Here is a 23,433-nt window from a genome sequence, read left to right as displayed (position 1 = left end):
CCTGATTAAGCAGCCAATTTAGAAGTTCAGATTGAATGACAAGGTTGCTGTACGCGGCGAACCCAAGAATAAATAATCGTCACCCAAAAATTCACCTGCATCACGCCAGTATTTCTTGTTGAACAGATTATTAATATTCAAGCGTAGCAATGCATCGGTCGTATTTAGTTTAAATTGATAAGCAGCGCCTAAATCAACCACACTATAACCTGCGACTTTCGCAGCACCCTCTTTGTTGGCATATTTGCTGGAACTGTATTGACCACCTGCCAGAACAGTGAAACCTGCAATGCTCGGTACGTTATAGCGAAGATGTGTTGCGAAACGAACTTTTGGCACGTTTTGCGCCTGATGATTGCCATATTCAACCGCTTCTACATTTTCTAAACGGGCTTTAGTCAAGGCTAAAGATGAAGTTAAGCCCAGATGATCGGTTAATGCACCATTCAGTCCGAGCTCCAGACCCTGACTATGTTGTTCGCCTTCCGCAACAAAATAGCGAAGTCCTGAAATCGGCTTGCTATATTGGTTGTCTTGGCGTAAATCAAATAGCGAGGCAGTCAATAAAAACTGCTTGATCTGTTGTTTTAGGCCAATTTCATATTGCTCTGAATAGATCGGCGCTAGAGTTTCAGCCGCATTCTCTGCAAACAAAGGTGCTGTCTTTCCATCTGACAAGCCTTTGGCATAAGAGGCATACAGAGTTGTTGACTCTACCGGGCTATAACTCACTGCAAACTGTGGTAAAAATTTGCCTAAATCCGTATCACGAACTTTTATTACCTGCTTACCCTCTGCATCATAAGCATGTGCTTGTTCATCAAGCTCGATCCATTTTCCACCAATCAAAGTAGACCATTTCTCATTCCACTCAATACGATCTAAAACCGTAAAAGCAGTCTGTTCACTATCTAAAGCTTTAAAATAAGGACCTAGATTTCCTTCTTCTGGGATCCTGTCGTAGGTATCTTGGTAAATATTACCAACATAGTCTTCTGAATTTATGTACTGGTTTATACCGTTGTAACGATTTCTAGATTTATCGGTGTAAGTCAAATCAAAGTTAAGGTGATGTTGTACCCAATTGGTATCAATCACCCCATCCAATTTGACTTTAAATTGATTGGTTTTAAAGGTGTCATCCGGATTACGAAAATCATAAATATCATACTCGCCAGCTTTACCAAACGTGTTACAAGAATACTCTTCCAGACAGCCTTCCCGATAATAACCATAAGCAAAGCTTGAATAGTCATCAACTCTGGATTTACTGTGTGCTGCAACGAGTCCCAAGTTCCAGTCATCATTCAATGCATAGCTATATTTTAAACTGCTATTCAGACTATCGATCGTGACCGGTTTGCCCCAAGTCTGATAACCCAGCAATCGGTCCCATTTCACATTTTCTGGGACTTTACCATCCAGTAATTGATAACCTGGCACTGATTTTTGTTCGGAACGCTGTGCTTCAAGATCAAATTCTAATTTGGATTGCTCAGATGTTTTCCAATCTAAGGCCAATGCCGCTAGATAGCGTTCACCATCGACATGATCGACATAAGACTCCATCTGTTCATTCACCAGATTGATGCGATATCCGAATTGTTGCTCATCACCCCAAAAACCACCGAGATCAGTTGCCACTGAAAACTGGCCGTGTTGATCGGCCGAGAATGTCAGTGCCTGAATATCTTTCGGTCGCTTGGTGACATAATTCACAACCCCACCCGGGGTCGACATCCCACTTTGAATCGCGGACATGCCTTTTAAAATTTCCACACGTTCTTTATTTTCAAGTGCGACGTTTTGTTCACCACGAATCACATTGCCATTAATGAGGTAGCTAGATGCCAAATCGAGTGCAAAGCCACGCGAGACAAAGTTTGGATAATAGCCAATTGCAGCATAGCCCTCACCGATGGCTGCATCATTTTTTATAACATCGCTCAGCACACGGGCATGTTGTTCAGCAATAAGATCAGCAGTCAAAATAGAGACCGATGCAGGTATTTTTTGCAGACTGTCCGTAGCAAATCCCTCAACATTCACTTTAGCACTCGAGTAAGGAATGCTTTGATCGGCTGTGATAACAATCGTGTCAAGCTTTTGAACATCGTCTTCAGCATAAGTCAGCGGGACTAAACACAGCTGCGACAGAATGATCATATTTAAAGATCGGATTAATACATTCTGTTTGAGTTGACGAGTGTTCATACGAAACCTTATGTCTGTGAAGTGGGTGATGATGCTGGGTTTAGAGAGAGCATTGAGAAGATTGCAATTCATCTTGAATGAGCCGGGTTAAGGTCTGGGTAAATTGTTGACCTTGTTCGCCAAAGAACCAGTCCACATGACCGATAATCCAGTCGTAATAAGCAGCATCTGCATGTTGCTGGTTTTGAGTAATCCCAACAAAATACTCAAGCTCTGAAAAAGCGAAATCCAAATGCACGATTTTCAGCAGTTCTGGCAAAATACTAAAATCTTCTTGTGGATGTATCTCGGAAAAATAAGCATGGAGAAAAGCGGTTAAACCGGCTTCATCAATCGGAATATGTGGGTTCTGCTTTAATTCCAACCAATCAATGAAATTACGTTCAATCGTCACAGCCAGATCATAAAGTGCCGAATTTCGGTCAGATAAACCAAAATCAATTACGGCAGTAATCTCCGCTTTGGCATCCGGTGCTGACCAAAATAGATTAGAAGCGTGTAAATCGTTATGGGTCCAAATTCTGCTTGCCTGTTGCAATACAGGCTGAATACGCTGGTGAACCTGTAAGATTTGATCTAAAAAGTAAGGATCTAAATTTTTGTCGGCACAGTAACGGCTTAATTCTGGACTGTTTACAATGCGCCGTTGAATGGCTGTAACGATATTTTCACTGTTTAAAAGCTGCTGATTGGACAATAAATAAGATGCTGATCGGCCTTGCCGCTCAGGAAAATCCTGCATGGCCATATGTAAGCTTGCCAGTAATTGCCCCGCTTTCGCAGCATGTTCAGCATAGAAAAAAGGTTTCCAGGATTGCTGATCTGCATACAGATCTAAGCCGGCTGCTTTTGCATAGACTTCATAGGTCCAGTCACCTAGCTCTAAAGCGGTCAGACCTTGATTTGAGCTAATCAATGCTGCAACAGGAATTTCTTTGCTAGCTAAATGCTGAAGAACGGCATGCTCCTGTAAAATATCGCGGGCACGACGAAAGGAACAATGGCTGCGCTTAATCAAATACTGATGCGCGACTATTTCATCCCTGCTCACAAGATCCTGCTCTACTTTAACCAATACTGCAGATGAAAATGGCCGTGGACTACACCACAAAATCTGAATATGACCTTGTAAACAGGAATACTGCTGCTGCAGGCTTTGTAATTCTGGATCAGAAATATGTGCCCAGTCTTTATGTTCCCAGGCATTGCCCATACCATGACCTAAATCATCAGTCATTGTGGTCATTATCAATATTCCTGAGCCAGATCATCATGTGGTAATGGAGAGTCATCATTTAAGCAAACATCTACACAGTATTTTCAAATACATTTAATATTTAAGGTTTGTCCCAAAATTAAGTGGTACATACCAGTATTAAATTGGAGGCAAGTTTAGCCTTTTAAATATAAAAATAGAATGCTTAATAATTAAAATTATTTTAAAAAAAAAATCCTAAAAACACAGAAGTTTTTAGGATTTGAATGGATTGGAGATAAATATAAGCTTATGCGTGAATATCTAGGGTCATTTCAATTTTGTCCTGAGACCAGATTTCGATGTCATATTCAATCACCAGATCGTTTGATTTTGAAATACGTTCAATGTAAGTTGCTGTTTGGCTTATAGGAATTCCTAAATATTGGCTCTCAAAATGAGAGACACCGGTATTTTTAATTTTTAACTGACTACTCGTATAATCATAATCAAAGTGATTTTTAATGACATCTTGGACCGAAGTAATCACGTCATAATTCAGCACATCTGGAAATAGCGCAACAGGCAGATAATTGTATTCAAGGAGTACCGGGACATCATCAGCATAACGTAAACGGATAATTTCAATAAAGCCGAGTCTTCTCGTTGCTTCACTAAAAACATCACTGTGATCAAATCGCTCCAGCTGTCTGGTCGAGATCAGTTCTGTTCTGGCATTAAAACCCTGTGCCTTCATATAAGAACGAAAATTTTCAATTGAGTTTGGATAGTATTGAATTTTTTTATTACTCACAAACCAGCCGAGATTTTGCCGTTTGTAAATTTTATCTTCGGCACGAAGCTGTTCATAAGCCTTACGCACTGTTTCCCTTGAACAGTTAAACTTTAATGCCAAGTAACGTTCCGATGGAATCATTTGATTAGAACTGTATTTTTTCAATTCAGCCTCAATCAAATCTCTGATTTCCATATACTTCATTCAGTGAATCCAGCTCGTCAGCGTAAGTTATATTGATGGTACTAAATTAAAGAACAGAGGAAAATTAAAAAAGGTACAGATCAGTAAAAAGATACATTCCCTAGTCTTAATGAGAATTTTTACGGTAATGGTAATCCCCCCTAAAAATATTGATGATGAGAATGCAGGACCTTATCGTCAGCAAAATGTATTAAATTCACTTATGCTCTACTTCCTCACTTGTATCGCAAATTGAATAACATGGCATTTACCACAATGTAATTTTCCCTCCTGCCTTTCTTGCTCCCCGACATAAAAGTGATGGATGTGGTCCTGTCCGAAGACTTCTAGAATGCAACGAGGATCGTATAAATATTCGACATTTGAAGGACCACCGGTTTTATAGTCGATCTGTTCCTTTGAATATAGCTCACCAATAAACCATCCACCGTTGAGCAAGGATTTTCTTATGCCTTCTAAAACCTGTTTTTGTGTTTCTATATCGAAATGACCAAATACACAGATCACATTTTGATAAAACTCCGATGGCCATTGAGCTACTGTTAAATCAACATGTTTAAGTTCAACTTTTATCCCTTGGGCTTCAGCCTTGCTGGACAGATGCGTCAAAGCAACATCAGAATAATCCCAGACTTCCGCTGAAAAAGGGTAACCCTGCTGTCTTGCCCGCTCAGCCAGGTATAAGATATTCCGTCCTTCACCTTCAGCAATTGCCAGTGTTTTACCCTCTATTCGGATTTTGTCCGAAATTTGCTGAATGAAAAGATTTGCTGCTGTGCCATACAGATCTTGCGTCCGGGCATACAATTCATTCCAGTGCTGACTCATTTCAGCCTCCATTTACTAAACGATTCAATCAGCTGGAAAACTCTTTAAATGCCTCTAGGGCATTTGCGGCATACATCAATGAAGGTCCTCCACCCATATAGACGGCAACGCCTAAAACTTCTTCCAGTTCCCGTAGGGTCATGCCCATTTTGACTAAGGTTCGAACATGAAAACCGATACAACCATCACAACGTGCCGCCACACCAATCGCCAAGGCAATTAACTCCTTGGTTTTCGGATCAATCACGCCATCACGCATAGCAGTCTGTGACAATTGGTTAAAACTTTTCATTAAATCAGGCGAATCCTGACTTAAAGTTCTTAAACTGCCCGAAATGTTCTGGGTTAATTCTTTGTATTTCATTGCTTCACCTCAAATAAAGAAATCAGCATTCATTTATATATTCAATAGCTTATTTTTCTACCGGATAGCCCTGTTCCAGCCAGGCCTGGTAACCACCCTGAACCGACTTGACCTGGGTAAAACCCATATTCTGTAAGGTATCGGTTGCCAGTGCTGAACGTCCACCCGTACCACAAATCAAATAAATCGGCTGATCTTTAAGATGTTCCAGTGCCTGCTGGGTATCACAATGATGACTGGCTAAGGGATGCTGGTGAATTCGCATTTCCAAAATACCACGTGGATAATTCACCGCCCGGTCTATCGCTGCTGCTTGGAATTCATCTGGTTCCCGAACATCAATCAGTATGGTTTTATGGTTTTGCATCGCCTCAAACAATTCATTTACGCTGACTTCCTGAATCCGGCTTTTTGCATTCCGGATCAATTGCTCTGCAGTTTTCATCATTTTCATTCTTCCTCGGCCATTAAAACGATATTCACATTGCATAAACGATGCTCAGGGAGATTAAAGCGCTTTAGTTTAGGTACTTAATCGTCTGTTTTAGCCCATGAGCGCTGAATAGATTAAATACATAGCTACCCCAACCACGGTTGTGGCAAATATTTTCTGTACCTTGTTACTGTCAATCCGATGCATCAGACTGCGTCCAATGAACATCCCGACAATACAGGCCAGGACAAAGGCCAGTGTGACCGAAACAGGATATTGAAAGCCCTCCAGTACGTGTGCAGAAATGCTGACCCCACCAATCAGGAAAATAATCATGAGAGAGGTCGCCACGATGCTGCGCATATCGAGATCGGTGAATTTACGCAGGGCTGGAACAATAACAAAACCACCCCCAACGCCAAGCAGACCCGTTAATAAACCTGCCACTACACCAATACCAGCCAGAAAGGAGGCCGTTTTCACATTCCAGATCAGACGACCGGTCGTTTGATTGACCTTGCACGGTGCATTACCATGATCATGGACTTTATTAAAGAAGATCCGGTAAGCAACAATCAGCATGACCAGACTGAAAGCCAGCGTCAGCCAGACTGGAGAAACGATATCAGCCAGATGCACGCCATAACGGGCTGAAGGAATACTGATCAGCGCGATCCAGAGCGCAGCGCGATAACGTACAATACGCTTGAATAAACCTTCGAACGTTCCAACCAAGGCCGACAGCGTGACTGCCAGCAAGCCCACCGGCGCAGCCTGAGCTACCGTCCAACCCTGACTCGCCATCAGTGCCGGTACAGCCAGAATGCCGCCACCAGCACCGGTTAGACCCAGCAAGCCACCAATCGCCAATCCTTCCAGTATTAATGCCCACATCGCCCTCTCCCTTATCCACAAAAATGATTCAATAAAGGTTGAACTTTTTGTTGAATCACGACACAAGCTTATTTGAAGTAGTTAAGAGGAAGCTTGAGGTAAGAAACACCATTTTGCTCTGGCTCAGGAAACTGCCCTGCTTTCATATTGATCTGAATCGCCGGTAGAATCAGTTTAGGCATACTCAGTCCTGAATCCCGCTGGTTGCGCATCTGAGCAAATTCAGCTTTACTGATTCCCTGATGAATATGAATATTCTGTGTCTTTTGTGTCTGTATATCAGATTCACACACATAGGATTCACGTGTTTCAGGCAAATAGTCATGACATAAAAAGACCCGGGTATCTTCTGGCAACTGAAACAGGCTTTGTACCGAATCATAAAGCTGTTCTGCACTGCCACGCGGAAAGTCACAACGTGCTGTACCATAATCTGGCATAAACAGGGTATCACCCACAAAAACCGCATCACCAATCACATAACTCAGGCAAGCAGGCGTATGTCCCGGTGTTGGAATGTTATAGGCTTTCAATGTTCCGATTTGGAACGACTCATGATCTTCAAATAAATAATCAAAGAGCTGCTGGGCATTCCATTGTTTAATATCCAGATGATAAATCGCGCCAAAAGTTTGCTGAACAATACCAATTTTCTGGCTCATGGCAATCTTGCCACCTAACTCAGCTTTGAGGTATTGCGCTGCAGTCAGATGATCAGCATGGACATGGGTTTCCAGAATCCACTCGACCGTTAAACCCTGCTCTTTAATATAGGCAATAATTTTATCGGCATGAATAGTTGAGGTACTTGCTGATGCCGGATCGTAATCCAGAACGCTATCAATAATGGCGCAGGCTTTGGTTGCAGGATCACGTACAACATAACTGAAGGTATTGGTATCTTCGTGAAAAAAATCTTTTACTATAGGTAAGTTTGACATCGTTAAGCTCCTGACCATTTACGGTGAATCCATACACCCACCAGCATTGCTACAATAAAATAGAGCACTTGATAGTGGCCCAAACCGATCAAGGTGAAACTTGGCGCCGGACAGATGCCGGCAATGCCCCAACCTGCACCAAATAAAACCGCACCTGTGATCAGTTTTTTATCTATCTGATTATTTTTAGGTAAATCAATAGGGTCATTAAATACTGTTTTCGGTTGCGCCGTACGTAATGCTTTCTGGAAGGGAATAAAGGCCACCGCAATCGCGCCCATCATGACAAAGGCCAGACTGGCATCCCAATCGCCAAACAGATCCAGGAAATCGAGTACTTTTTCCGGATTGGACATGCCTGATACCATCAATCCCACAGAGAACAGCGCACCAAATAAAAAGGCAAACACATTTTTCATTTTAGAATGCTCCTGTGATATGACGGATAATATAAACAGCGACAAAACCTGCAAACATGAAAGTCATGGTCGCAATGATAGAACGCTTAGACAGGCGACTGATGCCACAAATTCCGTGACCACTGGTACAGCCCGAACCTAAGCGTGTCCCAAAGCCCACTAGCAGACCTGCCACAATCATCATCAGTGGGCTGGCATTCAATTCGATTTCAGGTTGTACAAACAGACCATAAATAAACGGTGTGAGGATCAAGCCTAATAAAAACCAGATTGCAGGCGTTTTAAACATGGTTTTTGAGTTTAATACTTGCCCAATCAAACCACTGATTCCTGCAATACGGCCATTGACGTAAAGATAACCAACTACGGAAAGCCCGAGCATTAAGCCGCCAATAAATGCGATGAGGAAGTCATGCATGATGAATTAATCCCTATACAATATACTTTTTTATATTATATAATAAAAAATATTAATCAAGCAGTTTTATGGTAAATTATGTAAACTGCACGGGCTACATCAAAAGTTGTGAGGACATTTATGGATATGATTGCTGAAAATGCCAAAATTGATTTTTCTCAAGTCGATTTCGTCAGCCAATGCCTAAAAGTTTTGGCCAATCCTGATCGTCTGAAAATCTTATGTGTCCTGGTCGATGGGGAAATGAATGTTCAGGAAATTGAAGAATCTACTGACATTCATCAACCTACACTTTCACAACAGCTGACTGTATTGCGTAAGGCCAACATGGTTGGCACCCGACGTGAGGGCAAGCAGATTTTCTATCGTCTGAGTGATCCCAAGGTCTTGAGCCTGATGCAAAAGCTGTACGAGCTGTATTGCGCCTAGCCCTCCTCTTAATGCAACCAAAAAGAAATGATCAGAAGCAGCCCGCTAAAAGCAGTAAACAGGTTTAGCCATACAGGATGCTGGGTATAATAACCTTCAATAAATTCCGGCGGTCCCAGTGATGTCCATCCCCCTCGATATTGCAGGATTGAGGCGATATTCACCAACATGCAAAACACAATCACCGCAATCCCCATCCACTGTGCATAGGCTATTTTTTATGCATAACGTTCATGATCGACTAATTACAATAGCCGGTTGGATTTTTCAATCACAAAACCAAATGCAATTAATGTCAGACCATTCCGGTTCCCTGCCAGAGCGGTTCATTCCAAAGCAAACAATACCCGTGGATGATCCAAAGTGGACATATCTCATCCGATCTTATTGTTCAAAAATTTCTTTGACGTCCATCGCCAGGCCTTGAGTAGATTTAAATTCACCCTGGTTATTTTTCCAGGCCATCGACGGTGTGGAGAAAAAGCCGTATTTCCCCATTAGGGCCTGGTTGGCATCAATTTTTGCAGCAATTTCTGCAGGAATCTTTGCCATTTTCTTGAGCTGCTTTTTGCCTTTATTCTTGTTTATATCATTAAAAACTGCTGCTGGATTTTTCGACATTAACAATGTTGCCACCTGACCACGGCTTTCTTCACGGATCACACCGACCTGAATATGACGCAGCTGTACCTTGCCTGATTCGACCCAAGGCCGAGCCGCCTGCCAGAATTTATAGCAATATGGACAATTCGGATCGGAAAAGACATAAACCACTCGTGGTGCATCCGGCTTGCCATCCTGAATCCAGGTCGATTTTTCCAGGGTTTTCCAGACATCATCCAATACCGCTTTTTTCATATGCTTTTCAATCTGCTCATTGGACAGGCTTTTCCCTTGCGCATCAAACAGTTCGCCCTTGATATAATATTTGTCATCGTTGGAGATAAATACTGTATTGGAGTACTGGTCTTCATGCCCCACCCAACCGGTCATTCCTTGCGGTGCCGGAATCTGTTTTACAAACACAAAACCCTGTTTTTCAATATTCTGTTTAATATTCGCCTGCGTGTGCATGCTCATGATCAGGAACATGCCTGCACCCAGTACCCGGTAAATTCTGTTCATACTAAGTCCTTCCGTTTTTTTAAGGTTGATCTGAAATTCTGTTTAAATATTGCTGCAACATGGCCGGACTGAGTTCCCCCATATGCCGCTCGACCAGCTGGCCTTGAGCATTAAAAAACAGCGTCGTTGGCAGGCCAAAACTATTCAGCTGCTGTGGCAGTTCACCATATGGGTCCAGCAGGACATGTTTAAATTGAAACTGATGTTTTCTTAAATAGGCATTTACGGTGGCTACCTCCTCACCCTGATTCAGCATGACAAAATTCACTTGAGGATGCTGCTTGGCTGCTTTGGCCAATACCGGCATTTCGCGATGACACGGCGGACACCAGCTCGCCCACAAATTAATTACCGTGGGCTGGCCAATGAATTGGCTGAGTGGAATCTTATCTGTACCCAGACGTTCCTGTTCTAGTCCAGCAAAGGCTAGATCAGGAAACGCTGCTTCAGTTTTTAGACTGGATTTGAACGCGAGCCCAAGCCCGACCCAGAGTACAAAGATGATCAGCAAGATGGCTTTGAATCGGGTCTGCAACTGTCTGTTGCGAATGACATACCATAAAGTACCTATCAGCACCCCGCCCCATAAATGAAAACCTTTGTCCTGGATTTTCAGTATGTCGATGGGGGCTACAAAATACAGCTCGGCATTGAGTAGAACGAAAACAAGACGTGCACCCAGCATCCCTAGCAGAAAACTGCTCCAGAGCAAATCCTGACTTTGTCCAAGCAGCTGTTTAGACCATGAATACTTTCTGGCTAATCCAAACAGGACGGCAGATAACAGCATCAAGCCAGTGGCAACAATCATGAGTGTCCAGGGCAACATCAAAGGTCCCAGATGCAGCGCATCACTGGAAATCATCATAGTTGCTCCCCTTGTAGTTGCTGCAATGTGCCTAGTAAATGTGCCGCACTAAAGCTTCCGGTCAAGCGCAACTCACGCTGCTCCTGATGCGCTGCATTTAAAAATATAAAGGTGGGTGGACCGAGGATTTGCCATTCTTTTAGCAGCTCATCCTGACTTGGATGATAGTGGGTCAGGTCTAATTTGATACGAACCACATTTTGTAAAGCCGTCTGGACATCACTACGTGGAATCACTTCCTTTTCAATCGGTTGACAGGCCACACACCAGTCCGCATACACATCAATTACCACTGGCTGTGCAGGATGTTTGGCTAAAACCTGTTGCAATTCTGCGGCTGTACTGACCTTCTGCCATTCAAGCCGTGATTCCACATGGGCGACCTGTACCTGACTCCAGACATGATAGAGCTGCATGCCTCCTGCAAAGACCAGTAAACCACTGAGCAGCATCAGGACTATTTTCGATACAGACCGATGCACATGGGGCAGCATCTTGAACAAGAAGTAGCCTGAACAGGTGATCAGTACTACACCCAAAAGGCTCAGGTATAAAATGCCGGGCAATAGGGGGCGGGCAAAATACAAGGCCAGGGCCAGCATGACAAAGCCAAAACTAAACTTCAGGCGATCCATCCAGATGCCAGGTTTGGGTAAAAGATGGGACCCAAATACAGCTGCGATAAATAGTGGCAAGCCCAGCCCAAGGCCTAAGACAAACAGATAGCTGGCACCCAAAATCGGTTGATTAAGCTGAGACACATAGATTAAGGCACCGGCCAACGGTGCACTCATACATGGCCCGACAATCAGTGCCGCGATCATGCCCATGAGACCAGCACCAATCAGCGTGCCACCCTTCTGCTTTTGCTGCCATTGATCCAGCCGCTGTAACATGCCTTGAGGTAAGGACAGCTGAAATACTCCGAACAGATTAAGCGCGAACAAAACAAACAGAATGCTGAAAATACTGATGAATATCGGACTTTGAAACCAGCGCTGAAAACTGTAACCGAGCTGTGCCACAGCAAGTCCTATGACCGCATAGACCAGTGCCATACCCAAAACAAAGACCAGCGCAATCAGTGCAGCACGGTAGCCCCGGTGCTGCTGAACCAGAATTCCCGTTAAAATTGGAATTAAAGGTAAAGAACACGGTAAAAATGCCAGCAGAATGCCAAGCCCGAGAAAAATCAGAGCATTAATCAACAGACCTTGTTTCGACAGCAAACTTAAAAAATACTGGTCATTGTTCCACTGGTCATTCATGCCTGCTGATGAAGTTTGATTTTTAGGGTCTGTAATAAGCTGGTCGTTTTTCTCTGTTAATTCCACCTCAGGCTGCACGACAGGGTCGGAAACTGCAGCGACTTGCACTTTCTCCACCTTTTCTTCAGCCAGTGCTTGATCTGTACTTTGAGTTTGCCCTATAGCTTGGAGCTCATCTTTCTGAGTAGTCAAAATCTTTTCGTTTGCTTCTGGCTGTGTAGTGCTGGCCAGCAGCTTTTGAGGCTTGCTCAAGTTTTGCGCTGGAAATAAACCATCTGCATCAGTTTTTACTGTGGTGCGTTGCACCGGATAACATAAACCGCTTTCTGCACAGCCCTGCCACTGCACCGCAAACTGCTGGTTGGGCTGGACATTCATATTGGTTTTGACTTGCCCATAATGCACCTGAGTCAAACCGAAATTGGGATCATCTTTGTCTTCAGGTTTGGGCAATGCCAACTTGACTGGGGTCTGCTGATGAGACACTTTAAGCTGGTCATGATACAGATAATAACCCTCTGCGATTTTCCAGCTAAGCTCTGCCTGATCCTGACTTGTAGAAACCACCTGAAACTGAAAAGCCTGATCCGGTGGTAAAAAGTCTGCATGTGCAGTTCCCGTCATGATTCCACCGCCGATCACGGCACCCAATATCCACTTCAACATCCAGCTGATCTCCTCCTGTTAGGACTGCATTATTGAAAAACTAAAATTAAGACAACATTAACAGCCCAAATCATTTATAAAATAATGGCAGTTTGATCAGGATGTTCTATGTTTATTGTATTGGTTGAGGATGATCCCTATATCGCACAGAGCATTTGTGCTGCTCTGAACTATCTGAATATTTCAGTGGAGCATGTCAGTCACGCACGTGCTGCAGATTATTTTATCCGGCATAGTGCTGTCGATTTGTGTTTACTGGATTTAGGCCTGCCGGATCAGGATGGCCTGGACTTGCTGCACAGCTGGCGACGCGACCAGATTGATCTCCCGGTACTGGTATTGACGGCACGGCTGCGGACCGATCAGTGTGTTCAGGCCCTGAATGCCGGTGCCGATGACTACCTGACCAAACCCTTTGAGCTGGAGGAACTGATTGCCCGGATTCATGCCCTCACCCGTCGCCACCGCGGCTTTGCCTCGAATACACTGCAATTTGATGACCTGGTTCTGAATCGGGATACCCAGACTGTGACCTACCAAGACCAGGCCGTGAGTTTATCTCGCCGTGAATTCAGCCTGCTGGAAACCCTGATGAGCCACCCCAACCAGATCCTGAAAAATGAACAGCTTATTGACAAGCTCTATGGTTTTCAGGACGCTATCGAGAGCAATGCCCTGAATGTACACATTTATCACCTGAGACAAAAACTACATCCAGACTTGATTCAGACCGTTCGTGGTGTGGGCTATATTTTCAAACCGTTTGAGCATCGTCATGTTTAAGCACAGCTTGAAATGGCGTTTGGCCATGAGTCTTTTGGCCGTGTTTATTGTGCTGTGGAGTGCGGTATTTTCATGGCTGTATATTGACCTGAAACAACGTTTACAAGACACGCTGGATCAACGCCTATCGGCATCTGCGCAAATGGTTGCCCGGCTGATTCAGCAGCTACCGCTGGATAGTCTGGGGGATGCAACCTTATCCAAATTAGCCAAGAATGATGATGCAAACCAGTTAATTGCCTGTGAAGTCTCTCTTTTTAGCTCTGACATCTCGTTAGATAATCAGGTCATTGCCAAAACACGCGGTGCCCCCCAAAATTTAAGCCAGCGACCAGAAGGATTCAGCACCTGGCAGCAGGGTGATACGGAATGGCGCAGTTATGTCCTGCGTCGTGGTGATATTCAGGTGGTGGCGGCAGAACGTATGTTCTTGAGGGATACCTTACTACAGCAGATTCTACAGTCCGTACTGGTTCCCTTGGTCTTCTCACTGCTAATCTGTATTGCCCTGATCATCTTTATTATCCGCAGACAGTTCCGGTCTTTGGATCAGCTCAGTCAATACCTGAACCAGAAAAACCTTAGCTATTCAGAGGCGGCAGATTTTTTAATGCAGCTCAAGCCTGCAAGCATTCCCCAAGAAGTACAGCCTTTTGTCAACAATTCCACGCAGTTGATTCAGAAACTCAATGACAGTCTGCAACAGGAGAAAGCCTTTAGTGCCTATGCTGCACATGAATTACGCAGTCCCCTGACCGCAATTAAAACCCATGTACAACTGGCACAGCTGATCGGTCAGCAGCAGAACCTGCCTGAATCCATTCAGCACAATTTGCAGCAGGCCAATGAGAGTATCCGGCGTTATACACTATTACTCGAGCAGCTTTTATTGCTGACCCAATCAGAAAACAGTCTCCAGGAAATGACTGAGGCCATCTGGCTTCGCCCCACACTTGAGAAAGTTCTTGCAGACTTAGGTACACGCTATCCAGAAATGAACAAAAAAATACAGGTGAAATGGGAAAGTCTAGGCGAAATTCAGCTACCTGAATTTGTGCTGTATACCGTACTGAAAAATCTGCTTGAGAATGCACTGCTGCATGCACAGGCTGAACAGATTTGGATTTCCATGCAGTCTGGTTGCCTGGTGATTGAAGATAATGGCCAGCAACTTACAGCAGAAGATATTCAACATTTAGGACAACGCTTCTGGCGCAAATCTGCTCAGCAGCATGGCCATGGTTTAGGACTGGCATTAACTGCTAACCTGTTAAAACAATATGGCTATCAGCTCTCTTTCAATGCCCGTCGACCCTATGGTGGGCTCAGCATTGAAATAAAGTACGGCGTGTCTAAGCGTGACATGCAAGCTTAGGGATATCCAGCCATACGGCTGTTGGAAAATACCGGGTCAGATACTCCTTTAAATATTGAATGGTATCCATCGCAATCGTTTGATCCTGGTGGTCATCAGCATGGTTAAATGCCACAGCATAAAGCGTGACTTCACGTTGTTTGAGTAGCTCCAGACTCAGTAGAGTATGATTAATACTGCCCAGACGGCCTGAAGTCACCAGAATGACAGGGTAGTGATGCGCTGCAATATAATTGATCGTCAGCATGTCCCGGGTCAGCGGCACCATTAATCCACCCGCTCCTTCAAGCAGAACCCGGTCATAACGCTCGGCCAGTATAGTGGCTGCCTGCTGAATTTTTTCGAAATCGATTGAACGCCGATCCAGTTCAGATGCCAGATGCGGTGAGGCCGGATAGCTAAAGATTTCTGGCATGGTCAGCTTGCCACCTGAGTGCAACTTAATTTAAAAAATAATTGAGGATGTTGTTAAATAAGCTCAAAAAAATAGAAGTGATTACTGGTACGCTTTCACAAGTCCCTTTTTGCTCCGTTCTATATGATAAATCCCGGTCATTGCACTGAATCACTGCTAAAATCTTTTCTTCTATTTGAGTAATGGCCTGTCATACTTAGGCTATTTAGCATACAAAATAAATAAGGAGGCATCATGCCTCTTTGAGCTGTTACTATTTACTTTCTTTTTCCGTTGGCATAAGTCAATCGATTGCTTTTAGACACTATATGGCTGGCAAAATTCCTGTAAATCGAAGGAGTCTTTCAACTGACATAAGCGCTGATACCTTCAGTTAAATCCATGAACTGAGATGCCTCCAGATAATCATTCACTGCTGTAACATGATCCCATCCTGTCCCGGATCACATCACGGGCTGTTTTTAAAACTCCACATAAAACTTTTCAATCAACTGCTGTGTTCTAATCAGCAGATGTTTAAACACATTATCCCGTTCAAATAGCTTCACCTTATAATTTGGCGAGTCTTTAAGTTCTTCCTTACGCAACAAATGCTTGGAGAACTCGTAATATTCCAGTACATTTTTTATCGTCTCTGGCTTCAAATTCTCCCTCTATGATGCCAGTCAAGGTATTGGCAATATTCCAGACTTTTTGTAGCTGTTGCACCTGGGCATGATTATGACAGTCCAAATCACGAACTCATTAATCCAGTGATTTCGCCTAAAATTTTCAATCATGCCATCGTAAGAAGGTGGCAAAAGACATAGTTTTTCGTGGGATTATGGCGTGAATAATAGTAAGTTTTTGACCCCAAGAAAAAAGTGTAGCAACTTACTACACTTTTTAGATATTCAGAATTTAGGTATTTTCACTTGTATTTTAGACAAGATGTAGCAAGTCCGAACTGCGACATTTTCCCAATGAGCGCCCGCTAATCTCACTAAAAAGATGTACCAGAAATATTCTAGTTATTTGCGAAAAATGTCAGACATGCAAAAAAAAATCATTCACCCGGAATATTTTCAATGCGCTGTAGCAATTTGCTACACTTTTTAAATAATTTCTTTACCAAAAATCTCATTCAAACGCTCGCGATTTTCCTGAACAAAAGTCGGATCATTTTTGAGCTTATATTTCATCTCTTTCTTGAAATCATTCATGGATGCACCGGCCACAGCAAAATCCATTTGAAACATAATATCGTTCACAATAACATTCGCCTGAGAATCGGTTAAACAGCCTTCGGTCTTAAACCACTTGCTGAACTGCGTATAATTCGGATCATTGGCATAGATATACCAGGAACGTACGGTCATATCAAACTTTGCCCCCAGCTCTTTCACGATGGCATTATCATCAAAATCTACATCCAGATAGATTTGAGTTTTTTCGTTAAATTGCGGGAGAGCCGCTTCAGTATCTCCACTCATAATTTTAAACCGCACACCCACAATAGGACGGCCTTTCTTAATAGTGTCATATTCTAGCTGCAAACTGGTTTTAGTATTAATTTCTTCAACAATTTTATCCAGAATATAACGCCTAAAATCTACCCAACGGTCATATTTTTTTTCACCGATGTCAATCAACGCTTTTAAATTCTCTAAGGTGAGTTCAACTTCATAGGTGTCGAGATTCGCATACTTAAATTCATTTTTAACAATATAAGAATATAGACTCATACTTGTGACAGAGTCTAAAGCAAATAAATCTTTCAACTGGTAAGTGGTAAAATTCCCACTGGCCAGACGGGTGAAGTAAGGCAGCACTTCACTGGTAAAGCGAATCTGCAAGGCATTTTTGGCATCATCTTCCCAGCGCAGTTCCCGGATAATCGGTACCACAGAATGGACTTTTTTTACTTTACGCTTGACGTCATCTACAGGCTCTTCAATTACAAAATGAGCAACCCGAGATGAAAGTTCCCTATAAATCCGGTCAATAGCCACATTAATGGAATTCTTCTTATTGAGTCCTAACAATTCCCCCAAATCTTCTTTATGCAGATAGATATAGGTTTTCTCGGTAATTTCACGATCTTGGTTATTTTTTTCACCATAGTTTGCAACCGCCATTGCATAAAGCAGTGCCTTATATTCATTAGAAGACAATTCAATAGGGCGAATTAAGCGGTTACTGGTACTCACCACTCCATTCTGTCGAATATTGCCGATACAATAAGGTAAATATTCTATTTCTTGTTTTTCGTTAAAATCGCTCATAAGTGAAAAATTAAAAGTTATTCCCCCTATTTATACATAAAAGTGGAATAACATTCAACATCTTCACCTTACAGATTCACTTTAAGTGCTTATCCCTTTAAAAGGATGTGCTAAAGATCAAGAGTGGAAAGCATGTCATCATTTTTTTAGATTTAGCCTAATCCTTAACCCAAAGGTGGAAACTTTGAAAAAATTTCTACTTATTAGTGACAAGCTTTCCACTTTTATCAACTGAGAAGAGCTTAAATCGTTTTCTTTGCATTTTTTTGTGGCCAAAAATACCGTTATAAGTGAAAAAATCATTTGGTTTAGCACTTTTCAGTGACAAAGCTTCCACCTTTAGAGAGAATCAAGTACTAAATCGGACTTTTTTTTGCAATTTTTAAAGGGAAAACATAACTTATCCACAAGTATAAAAATAAGCGTGACAAGTCTTCCACCTTTAAAGTCAGATCATGATACTTATCAACAGATTAAAGTTTTGAATTTAAATATTTTTATAACTTAATTTCATGTTTTTTTTTAAACCAGTGACAAGTCTTCCACCATAGTGACAAGTCTTCCACCTTTCAGTGACAGCTCTTCCACCTTTCAGTGACAAGTCTTCCACCTTTCAGTGACAAGTCTTCCACCTTTCAGTGACAAACCTTCCACTTTTCGGTGACAAACCCTCCACCTTTAAAGACGTAAGATATTGTTTTAAAAAGGGAAAAATTGTCCTAATTATAATTACTTAATTATATTAATTAATACTAATTATAATTAGCTAGCTATATTTTATATAAAACTTTAATTTGTTTTCTTTGTTAGCCGATATTGATTCGTACTTTAATATCATTCAAATAAAGTGTAGCAAGTTGCTACAAGTTCCACTATATTAGGATCATTCGAATGGGGTCTGATATGACAAATAAATCGACTAAAATTATTGCTGTAGCAAACCATAAAGGTGGTTGCGGGAAGACCACCACGGTTGTTCATCTGGCTGCAGAGCTAGCAGACTTGGGGCATAAAGTATTGGTGATTGATTTAGATCCACAAGCCAATGCAAGTTTACATATCGGATTAAGACATCCGAGTGAGGTTGAAACCACTTCTGCTGAATTACTGGTAGGTGATTTGAACCTATTGTCTGATGCCTTACAAGAAGAAACCAATTTTAAAAATGTTTCTTTAATTTATGGTTCACTTACTTTAGGTAAAACAGAAGACCAACTTAAAGATGATGCCCCAAGACCCTCTGAAGAGCTCTCTAACAAGTTGGAATTATTAAACGGATTATATGATTTCATCCTGATTGACTGTCCTCCAAGCCTAAAACTTCTGACCAGTAATGCCTTGGCTGCATCTACCCATGTTATGGTGCCGATTGAATCCGGTTCACAATATGGCCTATATGGTGTCACTGACTTAATTAACCATTTAAGTAAAATAAGACGGGTCAATCCCGAATTGAAACTGTTAGGTGCTTTGCTGATTAAACATGATGAACGTCAAAACGTCTGTAAACTGATACGAGATGAAGCTTTAAGCCAGGTCGGCGAATTGTTAAAAACGACCATTCCAATGAGTACGAAAGTCAATCAAGCAGCAATTTTACAACAGCCATTGTTGCGCGTAGATAAAAATTCTAAAGTTCGTAAAGCGTTCCAAGATTTAGCGAAAGAAATCATCAATCGTGTTGAATAAAGGCACTCTGAGAATCCTATGGTAAGTACAAAAGAATTGTTGGCACAACGTCTTCAGCAAAATACTCAAAAGCATCAACAAGCTCAGCAAGAGCATGTCAACGATGTGAAAGAATTACGTCGTAATGTCCAAATTACAGACATTCAACCTAGTCCCAATCAGCCACGAAAAATATTCAATCAGCAAGATATTGAAGATTTAGCAGCCTCGATTGAGGAGATTGGATTATTGCAGCCGATTGCAGTTCGGCGAGTACAGGACAAATATGAGTTAATTGCAGGTGAACGACGCTTGAAAGCGCATCAAATTCTCAATAAAAACACCATTGAAGTGATTGTCATCGATGCATCAGATGAAGAAGTTGCACTGTTAACCTTGGCTGAGAATTTAAAACGGGAAGACTTAACAGATTATGAAATTTATGTCGGTCTGAGTTCTCTGGATGAGAAATTAAAAAAGAACAAGCAAAAGCTGGCAAAATCATTAGGCATGAATCGAGAGGATATGTATAAATATCTATCTTTCGAAAAATTACCGAAAGAACTGATTGCCGATTTAGAACAACAACCGACATTGTTGGCACGCACTGCCGCCACAGCTGTGAAAAAGTTTCTTTCAGATTATGAAGAGAATTACAGTAATGCTAAAAAAGCACTGCTAGAAGCTTGGGCGAAATTACTGAAAAAAGAAGTTGAGCAAACAAAACTGGCCTTATTGGCAGAAAAAATTTTAAAGTCGAAAGAAAACAAAGAGCCAATTAAAACGTCAATCGTGCATAAAATTGAATATGATGGAAAAGTCGCAGGGAATATTAAGTTTGATCACAACATTTTAAAAGTGTCATTAAAAATGAGTGAATTTGATGAACAAAATTTACAAGAGCTGGAAAATTTGCTGAAAAAAATGCTGAAAAAATAAAATGAAGGCACTGTAGCAACTTGCTACAGTGCTTTGTTCAATTGAAATTTCGCCGATTTTTATACTTTTTGAATTTATATGCTATAAATATTGCTTGTTTTTTACTCGAGAATAAAAAATGTTAATTCAATTAAAAAAAGATTTTTTCCTTAACGCTGATCATATTGTTTCGGCAGAAATTATCCCACTTGAATCGAATGCTTTTTCAGTCGTGATTAAAAGCTCCTCGACAAATCAGGGAAATAAAGGGACGATCAATATTGATTTTGAGGATTATGATGCAGCCCGTACATTGATCAATAAAATCAAAAAAGCACTTAAATAAATTTCTGACCGTATTTGTATGATTGCTGGATCGAGCACTGAATCATAACTTTGATTAGTTGGAGCATAACAGCATACAGCTTAGCTGATAGGGCTGGTTTCATTTATTCTAAATACTCGATGCCTATTCTGCCCAATCATTTGTTCTATTCATCAACCGAATATACTGAAAGTCACAGTAGGGTATTTAGAAAGATGCAAAGCCCTGTCATTATGACTGATGTCCGATTTGGATTTAGCTTTATTGCCCTATTCAGCTCAACATTTTGGAGAGGGTTTAGGCAGTAAATTTAGAATGTTTTTCTAAGTTTTAGAAAGTGATTTTGTAGCATTGGGTTTGCGTATTTATGTTAAATTAAACAGAGTAATACAATCCAAGGTACCTGGGGTCTCAGTTGTTATATAAAATACTTCTATCTTTGAATCTGAATTTACGCAAGCTGATTCTGATTTCAACGATCCTCAGCGTTTCCTGTTTATTTGTGATTAGCCTGTTTATTCTGAATTATGTGGTTAAACAGCAACTGATTCAGAATTCACTCTCTATAAATGAAAAATACGCAGCCAAGATTGCGATGGGTGTGAATCGTGATGTCAGCAATATGTTGCAGGAGTTGCAGTATAGTGCTCAGCAATTAGGGCAAAACTTTTACAATACGCCACTGCGACAGGCTGAAGTCAAACGGCTAAAAAACCAGTCGAATAACTTTAACAGTATTTTTATGGTAGGCCAGCGAAATCAGATACTTGCTTATGCACCAGTATCATTAGACCTAAAATTCCACACACCCTATAATACAGCGGGTATTGTTGGATCACTTAAAAGCAAAAAGGCGTATATTTCGGCACCCTATTGGTCAAGCAAAAAAAATCTGGTTGTGTTGATATCACAGCCTATTTACGATGTGAATCAAAATTATAAGGGCTTTATCAGCGGTACGATTTATCTGCAGAAGAATAATTTAATCAGTGAAATGCTGTTCAATCAATTTGATTTCAAAAAAAGTTATATGTATGTGATTGATCAGCAGAACCGTATTATCTTCCATCCAGATTCGAGTCGGATTGGCGAAAAAATTGTAAATAATACTGGTCTTGACTATATCAATGAAAACAAGAAAGGATCCGTCCGTCTAACGAATAGCTTGGGGATTGATAACCTGGCCGGTTTTGCACATGTTCCCAGTGTGAACTGGATTGTGGTTTCACAGCAACCTACGGATGAACTTCTTAAACAGGCCAATGAATTAATTTTAAAAGTTTCTATTGGCATATTTATCTTTTATCTGTTTATTTTCTTTATCGTCTGGCGGATGTCGCTATTTATTTCTTCGCCGCTGAATCGTTTGGCGAAAATGGCCAGTATGTTAAATCGAAATGATATTCAGGATAAAATCAGTCAGGTTGATCCCTGGTATTTTGAGGTATTCAAGTTTAGGGCCTCGCTACTTTTGAGCTCCAAAACATTTAATAACAAGATCTCAGAATTACGCCAACATATCAATATTGACCCCTTGACTGGCCTTTATAACCGTCGTGGCATGCAATATCTTCTGGATGAATTAATCAGTACGGGTACTCATTTTGCGGTACTCGCTATCGATATTGATTTCTTTAAAAAGATCAACGATAGCTATGGACATGACCGCGGAGATGAGGTTTTAAAGCGATTGGCTTTTTTAATGCAGAAAAATTTCAGAAGCCATGATCTCTGCTGTCGCACTGGTGGGGAAGAGTTTATCGTACTGATGATGACCTCCGATATTCGGGTTGCTTTCAATGCTGCCGAACGTCTCAGAACGAGTATGCAAGCAAGTCAAATTGAAGGAGTTGAAGAAATCACCATTTCCGTGGGTATCGCATTCTGTCCGAGTGATTCAGTAAGCGTCAAACAGGTTTTTAAAATGGCAGACAATAAGCTGTATGAAGCGAAAAATAATGGGCGGAACTGTGTTCGTATGACGCAAAAATTAGCCAAGTAAAATGTCGGCACAAACAGGCTGATTTTTTTAAATCTTTTTCTGCTCAAGCATATTCAGCACAGGGACCTTGCGGAGTTACATGAGCTTTAATCGAGATCAGCTTCAGTCTGTGCCCGAGCATGCACTGGTAAAATTTGGTATATGGGTCTGTCCGGGGAGCTTTAATGGATAAATAAAGTGAATTAAGCACGACAATTCATGTCCTTTTGCAGCTTTTTACTGCTGCATGATTTAGAATTTTAGGTAAAATCACTTGATTAATGATTTACTTAATTGGACTTGTATAACAATGACCCAGGTGCAACTGCAACAGCTACAAAAACAACTCTGGAATATTGCCAATACTTTGCGCGGCACCATGGGGGTGATCCTAGACAAAATAATGGACAGCACGTCCCTCTAAAGATAACGTAACTTTAATCTTTGGAGATTCAAGAAATGGCTAAACGTTTTAGTCCCGAATTTAAACAGCAAGCGATTGATTATGCACTTTCAAACGGCTTTGTTGCATAAAGGTTTGAAAGGCTGAGTTCCCTTAAGCTACTCAAATTTAAGAGACAACTTGGGTATGAGGGCGACCTAATTCTGTGAATTTATTCAAGACTGCCATGCGTGCATGGA

Annotated in this window: 21 protein-coding genes and 4 pseudogenes; 8 read left to right on the top strand and 17 right to left on the bottom strand. The window is 41.6% G+C overall.

Features of this window, described 5'->3' with window-relative positions; genetic code table 11:
* Positions 1-18 precede the first annotated feature (18 nt).
* The 10 genes from FTU40_RS12490 to FTU40_RS12445 form a co-directional block, all read right to left on the bottom strand.
* Positions 19-2,214 (bottom strand): TonB-dependent siderophore receptor, encoded by a 2,196-nt coding sequence (locus tag FTU40_RS12490; RefSeq protein WP_180041049.1) that lies wholly within the window; start codon positions 2,212-2,214, stop codon positions 19-21.
* A 40-nt stretch (positions 2,215-2,254) separates the two neighbouring features.
* Positions 2,255-3,460, bottom strand: a complete 1,206-nt coding sequence (locus FTU40_RS12485) for a phosphotransferase enzyme family protein (RefSeq protein ID WP_159138857.1) — start codon at positions 3,458-3,460, stop codon at positions 2,255-2,257.
* A gap of 259 nt (positions 3,461-3,719) precedes the next feature.
* Positions 3,720-4,409 carry a GntR family transcriptional regulator gene (locus tag FTU40_RS12480; protein ID WP_005093757.1) on the bottom strand — a complete coding sequence of 230 codons (690 nt, stop codon included), beginning with the start codon at positions 4,407-4,409 and terminating at the stop codon, positions 3,720-3,722.
* 207 nt (positions 4,410-4,616) lie between these two features.
* Positions 4,617-5,237 (bottom strand): class I SAM-dependent methyltransferase, encoded by a 621-nt coding sequence (locus FTU40_RS12475; protein ID WP_005093755.1) that lies wholly within the window; start codon positions 5,235-5,237, stop codon positions 4,617-4,619.
* A 28-nt stretch (positions 5,238-5,265) separates the two neighbouring features.
* Positions 5,266-5,601 (bottom strand): carboxymuconolactone decarboxylase family protein, encoded by a 336-nt coding sequence (locus FTU40_RS12470; RefSeq protein ID WP_005093752.1) that lies wholly within the window; start codon positions 5,599-5,601, stop codon positions 5,266-5,268.
* Positions 5,602-5,650: 49 nt separating this feature from the next.
* Positions 5,651-6,046, bottom strand: coding sequence for a rhodanese-like domain-containing protein (locus FTU40_RS12465; RefSeq protein ID WP_035337430.1), 396 nt, complete (start codon positions 6,044-6,046; stop codon positions 5,651-5,653).
* Positions 6,047-6,145: 99 nt separating this feature from the next.
* Positions 6,146-6,928, bottom strand: coding sequence for a sulfite exporter TauE/SafE family protein (locus FTU40_RS12460; protein ID WP_074382697.1), 783 nt, complete (start codon positions 6,926-6,928; stop codon positions 6,146-6,148).
* 68 nt (positions 6,929-6,996) lie between these two features.
* Positions 6,997-7,869 (bottom strand): MBL fold metallo-hydrolase, encoded by an 873-nt coding sequence (locus tag FTU40_RS12455; protein WP_053579072.1) that lies wholly within the window; start codon positions 7,867-7,869, stop codon positions 6,997-6,999.
* A gap of 2 nt (positions 7,870-7,871) precedes the next feature.
* Entirely contained in the window at positions 7,872-8,288 is a 417-nt protein-coding gene (locus FTU40_RS12450; RefSeq protein WP_053579073.1) for a DUF6691 family protein, read from the bottom strand.
* Between the two features lies 1 nt (position 8,289).
* Entirely contained in the window at positions 8,290-8,706 is a 417-nt protein-coding gene (locus FTU40_RS12445) for a YeeE/YedE family protein (RefSeq protein WP_016659403.1), read from the bottom strand.
* 120 nt (positions 8,707-8,826) lie between these two features.
* Here FTU40_RS12445 and FTU40_RS12440 point away from each other — a divergent pair, with 120 nt between their 5' ends.
* Positions 8,827-9,135: a metalloregulator ArsR/SmtB family transcription factor gene (locus FTU40_RS12440; protein ID WP_005247061.1), complete on the top strand. Its 309-nt coding sequence runs from the start codon at positions 8,827-8,829 to the stop codon at positions 9,133-9,135.
* A gap of 8 nt (positions 9,136-9,143) precedes the next feature.
* Here the strand turns inward: FTU40_RS12440 and FTU40_RS15330 are convergent.
* From FTU40_RS15330 to dsbD, 4 genes and pseudogenes are all read right to left on the bottom strand, one after another.
* Positions 9,144-9,455: pseudogene (locus FTU40_RS15330) on the bottom strand (DUF202 domain-containing protein).
* Between the two features lie 64 nt (positions 9,456-9,519).
* Entirely contained in the window at positions 9,520-10,260 is a 741-nt protein-coding gene (dsbG, locus tag FTU40_RS12430) for a thiol:disulfide interchange protein DsbG (RefSeq protein ID WP_016659404.1), read from the bottom strand.
* Positions 10,261-10,279: 19 nt separating this feature from the next.
* A complete protein-coding gene (locus FTU40_RS12425; protein ID WP_016659405.1) occupies positions 10,280-11,128 on the bottom strand; it encodes a TlpA disulfide reductase family protein in 849 nt (282 codons plus the stop codon).
* Positions 11,125-13,062, bottom strand: coding sequence for a protein-disulfide reductase DsbD (gene dsbD / locus FTU40_RS12420; protein WP_074382695.1), 1,938 nt, complete (start codon positions 13,060-13,062; stop codon positions 11,125-11,127). Before dsbD ends, FTU40_RS12425 begins: the two co-directional genes overlap by 4 nt.
* A gap of 108 nt (positions 13,063-13,170) precedes the next feature.
* On the opposite strand from dsbD, the gene FTU40_RS12415 reads away from it, so the two are divergent.
* Together FTU40_RS12415 and FTU40_RS12410 are read left to right on the top strand one after the other, a co-directional pair.
* Positions 13,171-13,845, top strand: coding sequence for a response regulator transcription factor (locus tag FTU40_RS12415; RefSeq protein WP_005093734.1), 675 nt, complete (start codon positions 13,171-13,173; stop codon positions 13,843-13,845).
* Positions 13,838-15,220 carry an ATP-binding protein gene (locus FTU40_RS12410; RefSeq protein WP_074382694.1) on the top strand — a complete coding sequence of 461 codons (1,383 nt, stop codon included), beginning with the start codon at positions 13,838-13,840 and terminating at the stop codon, positions 15,218-15,220. The genes FTU40_RS12415 and FTU40_RS12410 overlap by 8 nt, the downstream gene beginning before the upstream one ends.
* Here FTU40_RS12410 and bioD read toward each other — a convergent pair.
* The 3 genes and pseudogenes from bioD to FTU40_RS12400 all read right to left on the bottom strand — a co-directional run.
* Positions 15,198-15,644 (bottom strand): annotated as a pseudogene (gene bioD / locus FTU40_RS12405) (dethiobiotin synthase); the annotation flags it as partial. The gene FTU40_RS12410 and the pseudogene bioD overlap by 23 nt on opposite strands.
* Before the next feature lie 452 nt (positions 15,645-16,096).
* Positions 16,097-16,285 (bottom strand): annotated as a pseudogene (locus FTU40_RS15260) (hypothetical protein); the annotation flags it as partial.
* A gap of 444 nt (positions 16,286-16,729) precedes the next feature.
* On the bottom strand, positions 16,730-17,899 hold the full coding sequence (locus tag FTU40_RS12400) for a replication initiation protein (protein WP_180001650.1): 1,170 nt from the start codon (positions 17,897-17,899) through the stop codon (positions 16,730-16,732).
* Between the two features lie 903 nt (positions 17,900-18,802).
* On the opposite strand from FTU40_RS12400, the gene FTU40_RS12395 reads away from it, so the two are divergent.
* From FTU40_RS12395 to FTU40_RS15385, 5 genes and pseudogenes are all read left to right on the top strand, one after another.
* Positions 18,803-19,588 (top strand): ParA family protein, encoded by a 786-nt coding sequence (locus FTU40_RS12395; RefSeq protein WP_035337428.1) that lies wholly within the window; start codon positions 18,803-18,805, stop codon positions 19,586-19,588.
* 18 nt (positions 19,589-19,606) lie between these two features.
* Positions 19,607-20,506 (top strand): ParB/RepB/Spo0J family partition protein, encoded by a 900-nt coding sequence (locus FTU40_RS12390; protein WP_005093722.1) that lies wholly within the window; start codon positions 19,607-19,609, stop codon positions 20,504-20,506.
* 118 nt (positions 20,507-20,624) lie between these two features.
* Positions 20,625-20,831, top strand: a complete 207-nt coding sequence (locus tag FTU40_RS12385) for a hypothetical protein (protein ID WP_074382693.1) — start codon at positions 20,625-20,627, stop codon at positions 20,829-20,831.
* Positions 20,832-21,225: 394 nt separating this feature from the next.
* Positions 21,226-22,812 carry a sensor domain-containing diguanylate cyclase gene (locus tag FTU40_RS12380; RefSeq protein WP_180041047.1) on the top strand — a complete coding sequence of 529 codons (1,587 nt, stop codon included), beginning with the start codon at positions 21,226-21,228 and terminating at the stop codon, positions 22,810-22,812.
* 289 nt (positions 22,813-23,101) lie between these two features.
* A pseudogene (locus FTU40_RS15385) lies at positions 23,102-23,176 on the top strand (hypothetical protein); the annotation flags it as partial.
* Positions 23,177-23,433 lie beyond the last annotated feature (257 nt).

This window comes from Acinetobacter sp. YH12100 (assembly GCF_013419135.1).
GTDB lineage: Bacteria > Pseudomonadota > Gammaproteobacteria > Pseudomonadales > Moraxellaceae > Acinetobacter > Acinetobacter pseudolwoffii.
This window is presented reverse-complemented; position numbering and strand designations above follow the sequence as displayed.

What these genes read in the sequence shown, in the direction of transcription:
- FTU40_RS12440 (WP_005247061.1), top strand. Translation starts at nt 8,827, where the DNA reads ATGGATATGATTGCTGAAAATGCCAAAATTGATTTTTCTCAAGTCGAT.
- FTU40_RS12385 (WP_074382693.1), top strand. Translation starts at nt 20,625, where the DNA reads ATGTTAATTCAATTAAAAAAAGATTTTTTCCTTAACGCTGATCATATT.
- FTU40_RS12465 (WP_035337430.1), bottom strand. Translation starts at nt 6,046, where the DNA reads ATGAAAACTGCAGAGCAATTGATCCGGAATGCAAAAAGCCGGATTCAG.
- FTU40_RS12460 (WP_074382697.1), bottom strand. Translation starts at nt 6,928, where the DNA reads ATGTGGGCATTAATACTGGAAGGATTGGCGATTGGTGGCTTGCTGGGT.
- dsbD (WP_074382695.1), bottom strand. Translation starts at nt 13,062, where the DNA reads ATGTTGAAGTGGATATTGGGTGCCGTGATCGGCGGTGGAATCATGACG.
- dsbG (WP_016659404.1), bottom strand. Translation starts at nt 10,260, where the DNA reads ATGAACAGAATTTACCGGGTACTGGGTGCAGGCATGTTCCTGATCATG.
- FTU40_RS12395 (WP_035337428.1), top strand. Translation starts at nt 18,803, where the DNA reads ATGACAAATAAATCGACTAAAATTATTGCTGTAGCAAACCATAAAGGT.
- FTU40_RS12400 (WP_180001650.1), bottom strand. Translation starts at nt 17,899, where the DNA reads ATGAGCGATTTTAACGAAAAACAAGAAATAGAATATTTACCTTATTGT.
- FTU40_RS12475 (WP_005093755.1), bottom strand. Translation starts at nt 5,237, where the DNA reads ATGAGTCAGCACTGGAATGAATTGTATGCCCGGACGCAAGATCTGTAT.
- FTU40_RS12455 (WP_053579072.1), bottom strand. Translation starts at nt 7,869, where the DNA reads ATGTCAAACTTACCTATAGTAAAAGATTTTTTTCACGAAGATACCAAT.
- FTU40_RS12480 (WP_005093757.1), bottom strand. Translation starts at nt 4,409, where the DNA reads ATGAAGTATATGGAAATCAGAGATTTGATTGAGGCTGAATTGAAAAAA.
- FTU40_RS12470 (WP_005093752.1), bottom strand. Translation starts at nt 5,601, where the DNA reads ATGAAATACAAAGAATTAACCCAGAACATTTCGGGCAGTTTAAGAACT.
- FTU40_RS12410 (WP_074382694.1), top strand. Translation starts at nt 13,838, where the DNA reads ATGTTTAAGCACAGCTTGAAATGGCGTTTGGCCATGAGTCTTTTGGCC.
- FTU40_RS12485 (WP_159138857.1), bottom strand. Translation starts at nt 3,460, where the DNA reads ATGACCACAATGACTGATGATTTAGGTCATGGTATGGGCAATGCCTGG.
- FTU40_RS12425 (WP_016659405.1), bottom strand. Translation starts at nt 11,128, where the DNA reads ATGATGATTTCCAGTGATGCGCTGCATCTGGGACCTTTGATGTTGCCC.
- FTU40_RS12445 (WP_016659403.1), bottom strand. Translation starts at nt 8,706, where the DNA reads ATGCATGACTTCCTCATCGCATTTATTGGCGGCTTAATGCTCGGGCTT.
- FTU40_RS12415 (WP_005093734.1), top strand. Translation starts at nt 13,171, where the DNA reads ATGTTTATTGTATTGGTTGAGGATGATCCCTATATCGCACAGAGCATT.
- FTU40_RS12450 (WP_053579073.1), bottom strand. Translation starts at nt 8,288, where the DNA reads ATGAAAAATGTGTTTGCCTTTTTATTTGGTGCGCTGTTCTCTGTGGGA.
- FTU40_RS12390 (WP_005093722.1), top strand. Translation starts at nt 19,607, where the DNA reads ATGGTAAGTACAAAAGAATTGTTGGCACAACGTCTTCAGCAAAATACT.
- FTU40_RS12490 (WP_180041049.1), bottom strand. Translation starts at nt 2,214, where the DNA reads ATGAACACTCGTCAACTCAAACAGAATGTATTAATCCGATCTTTAAAT.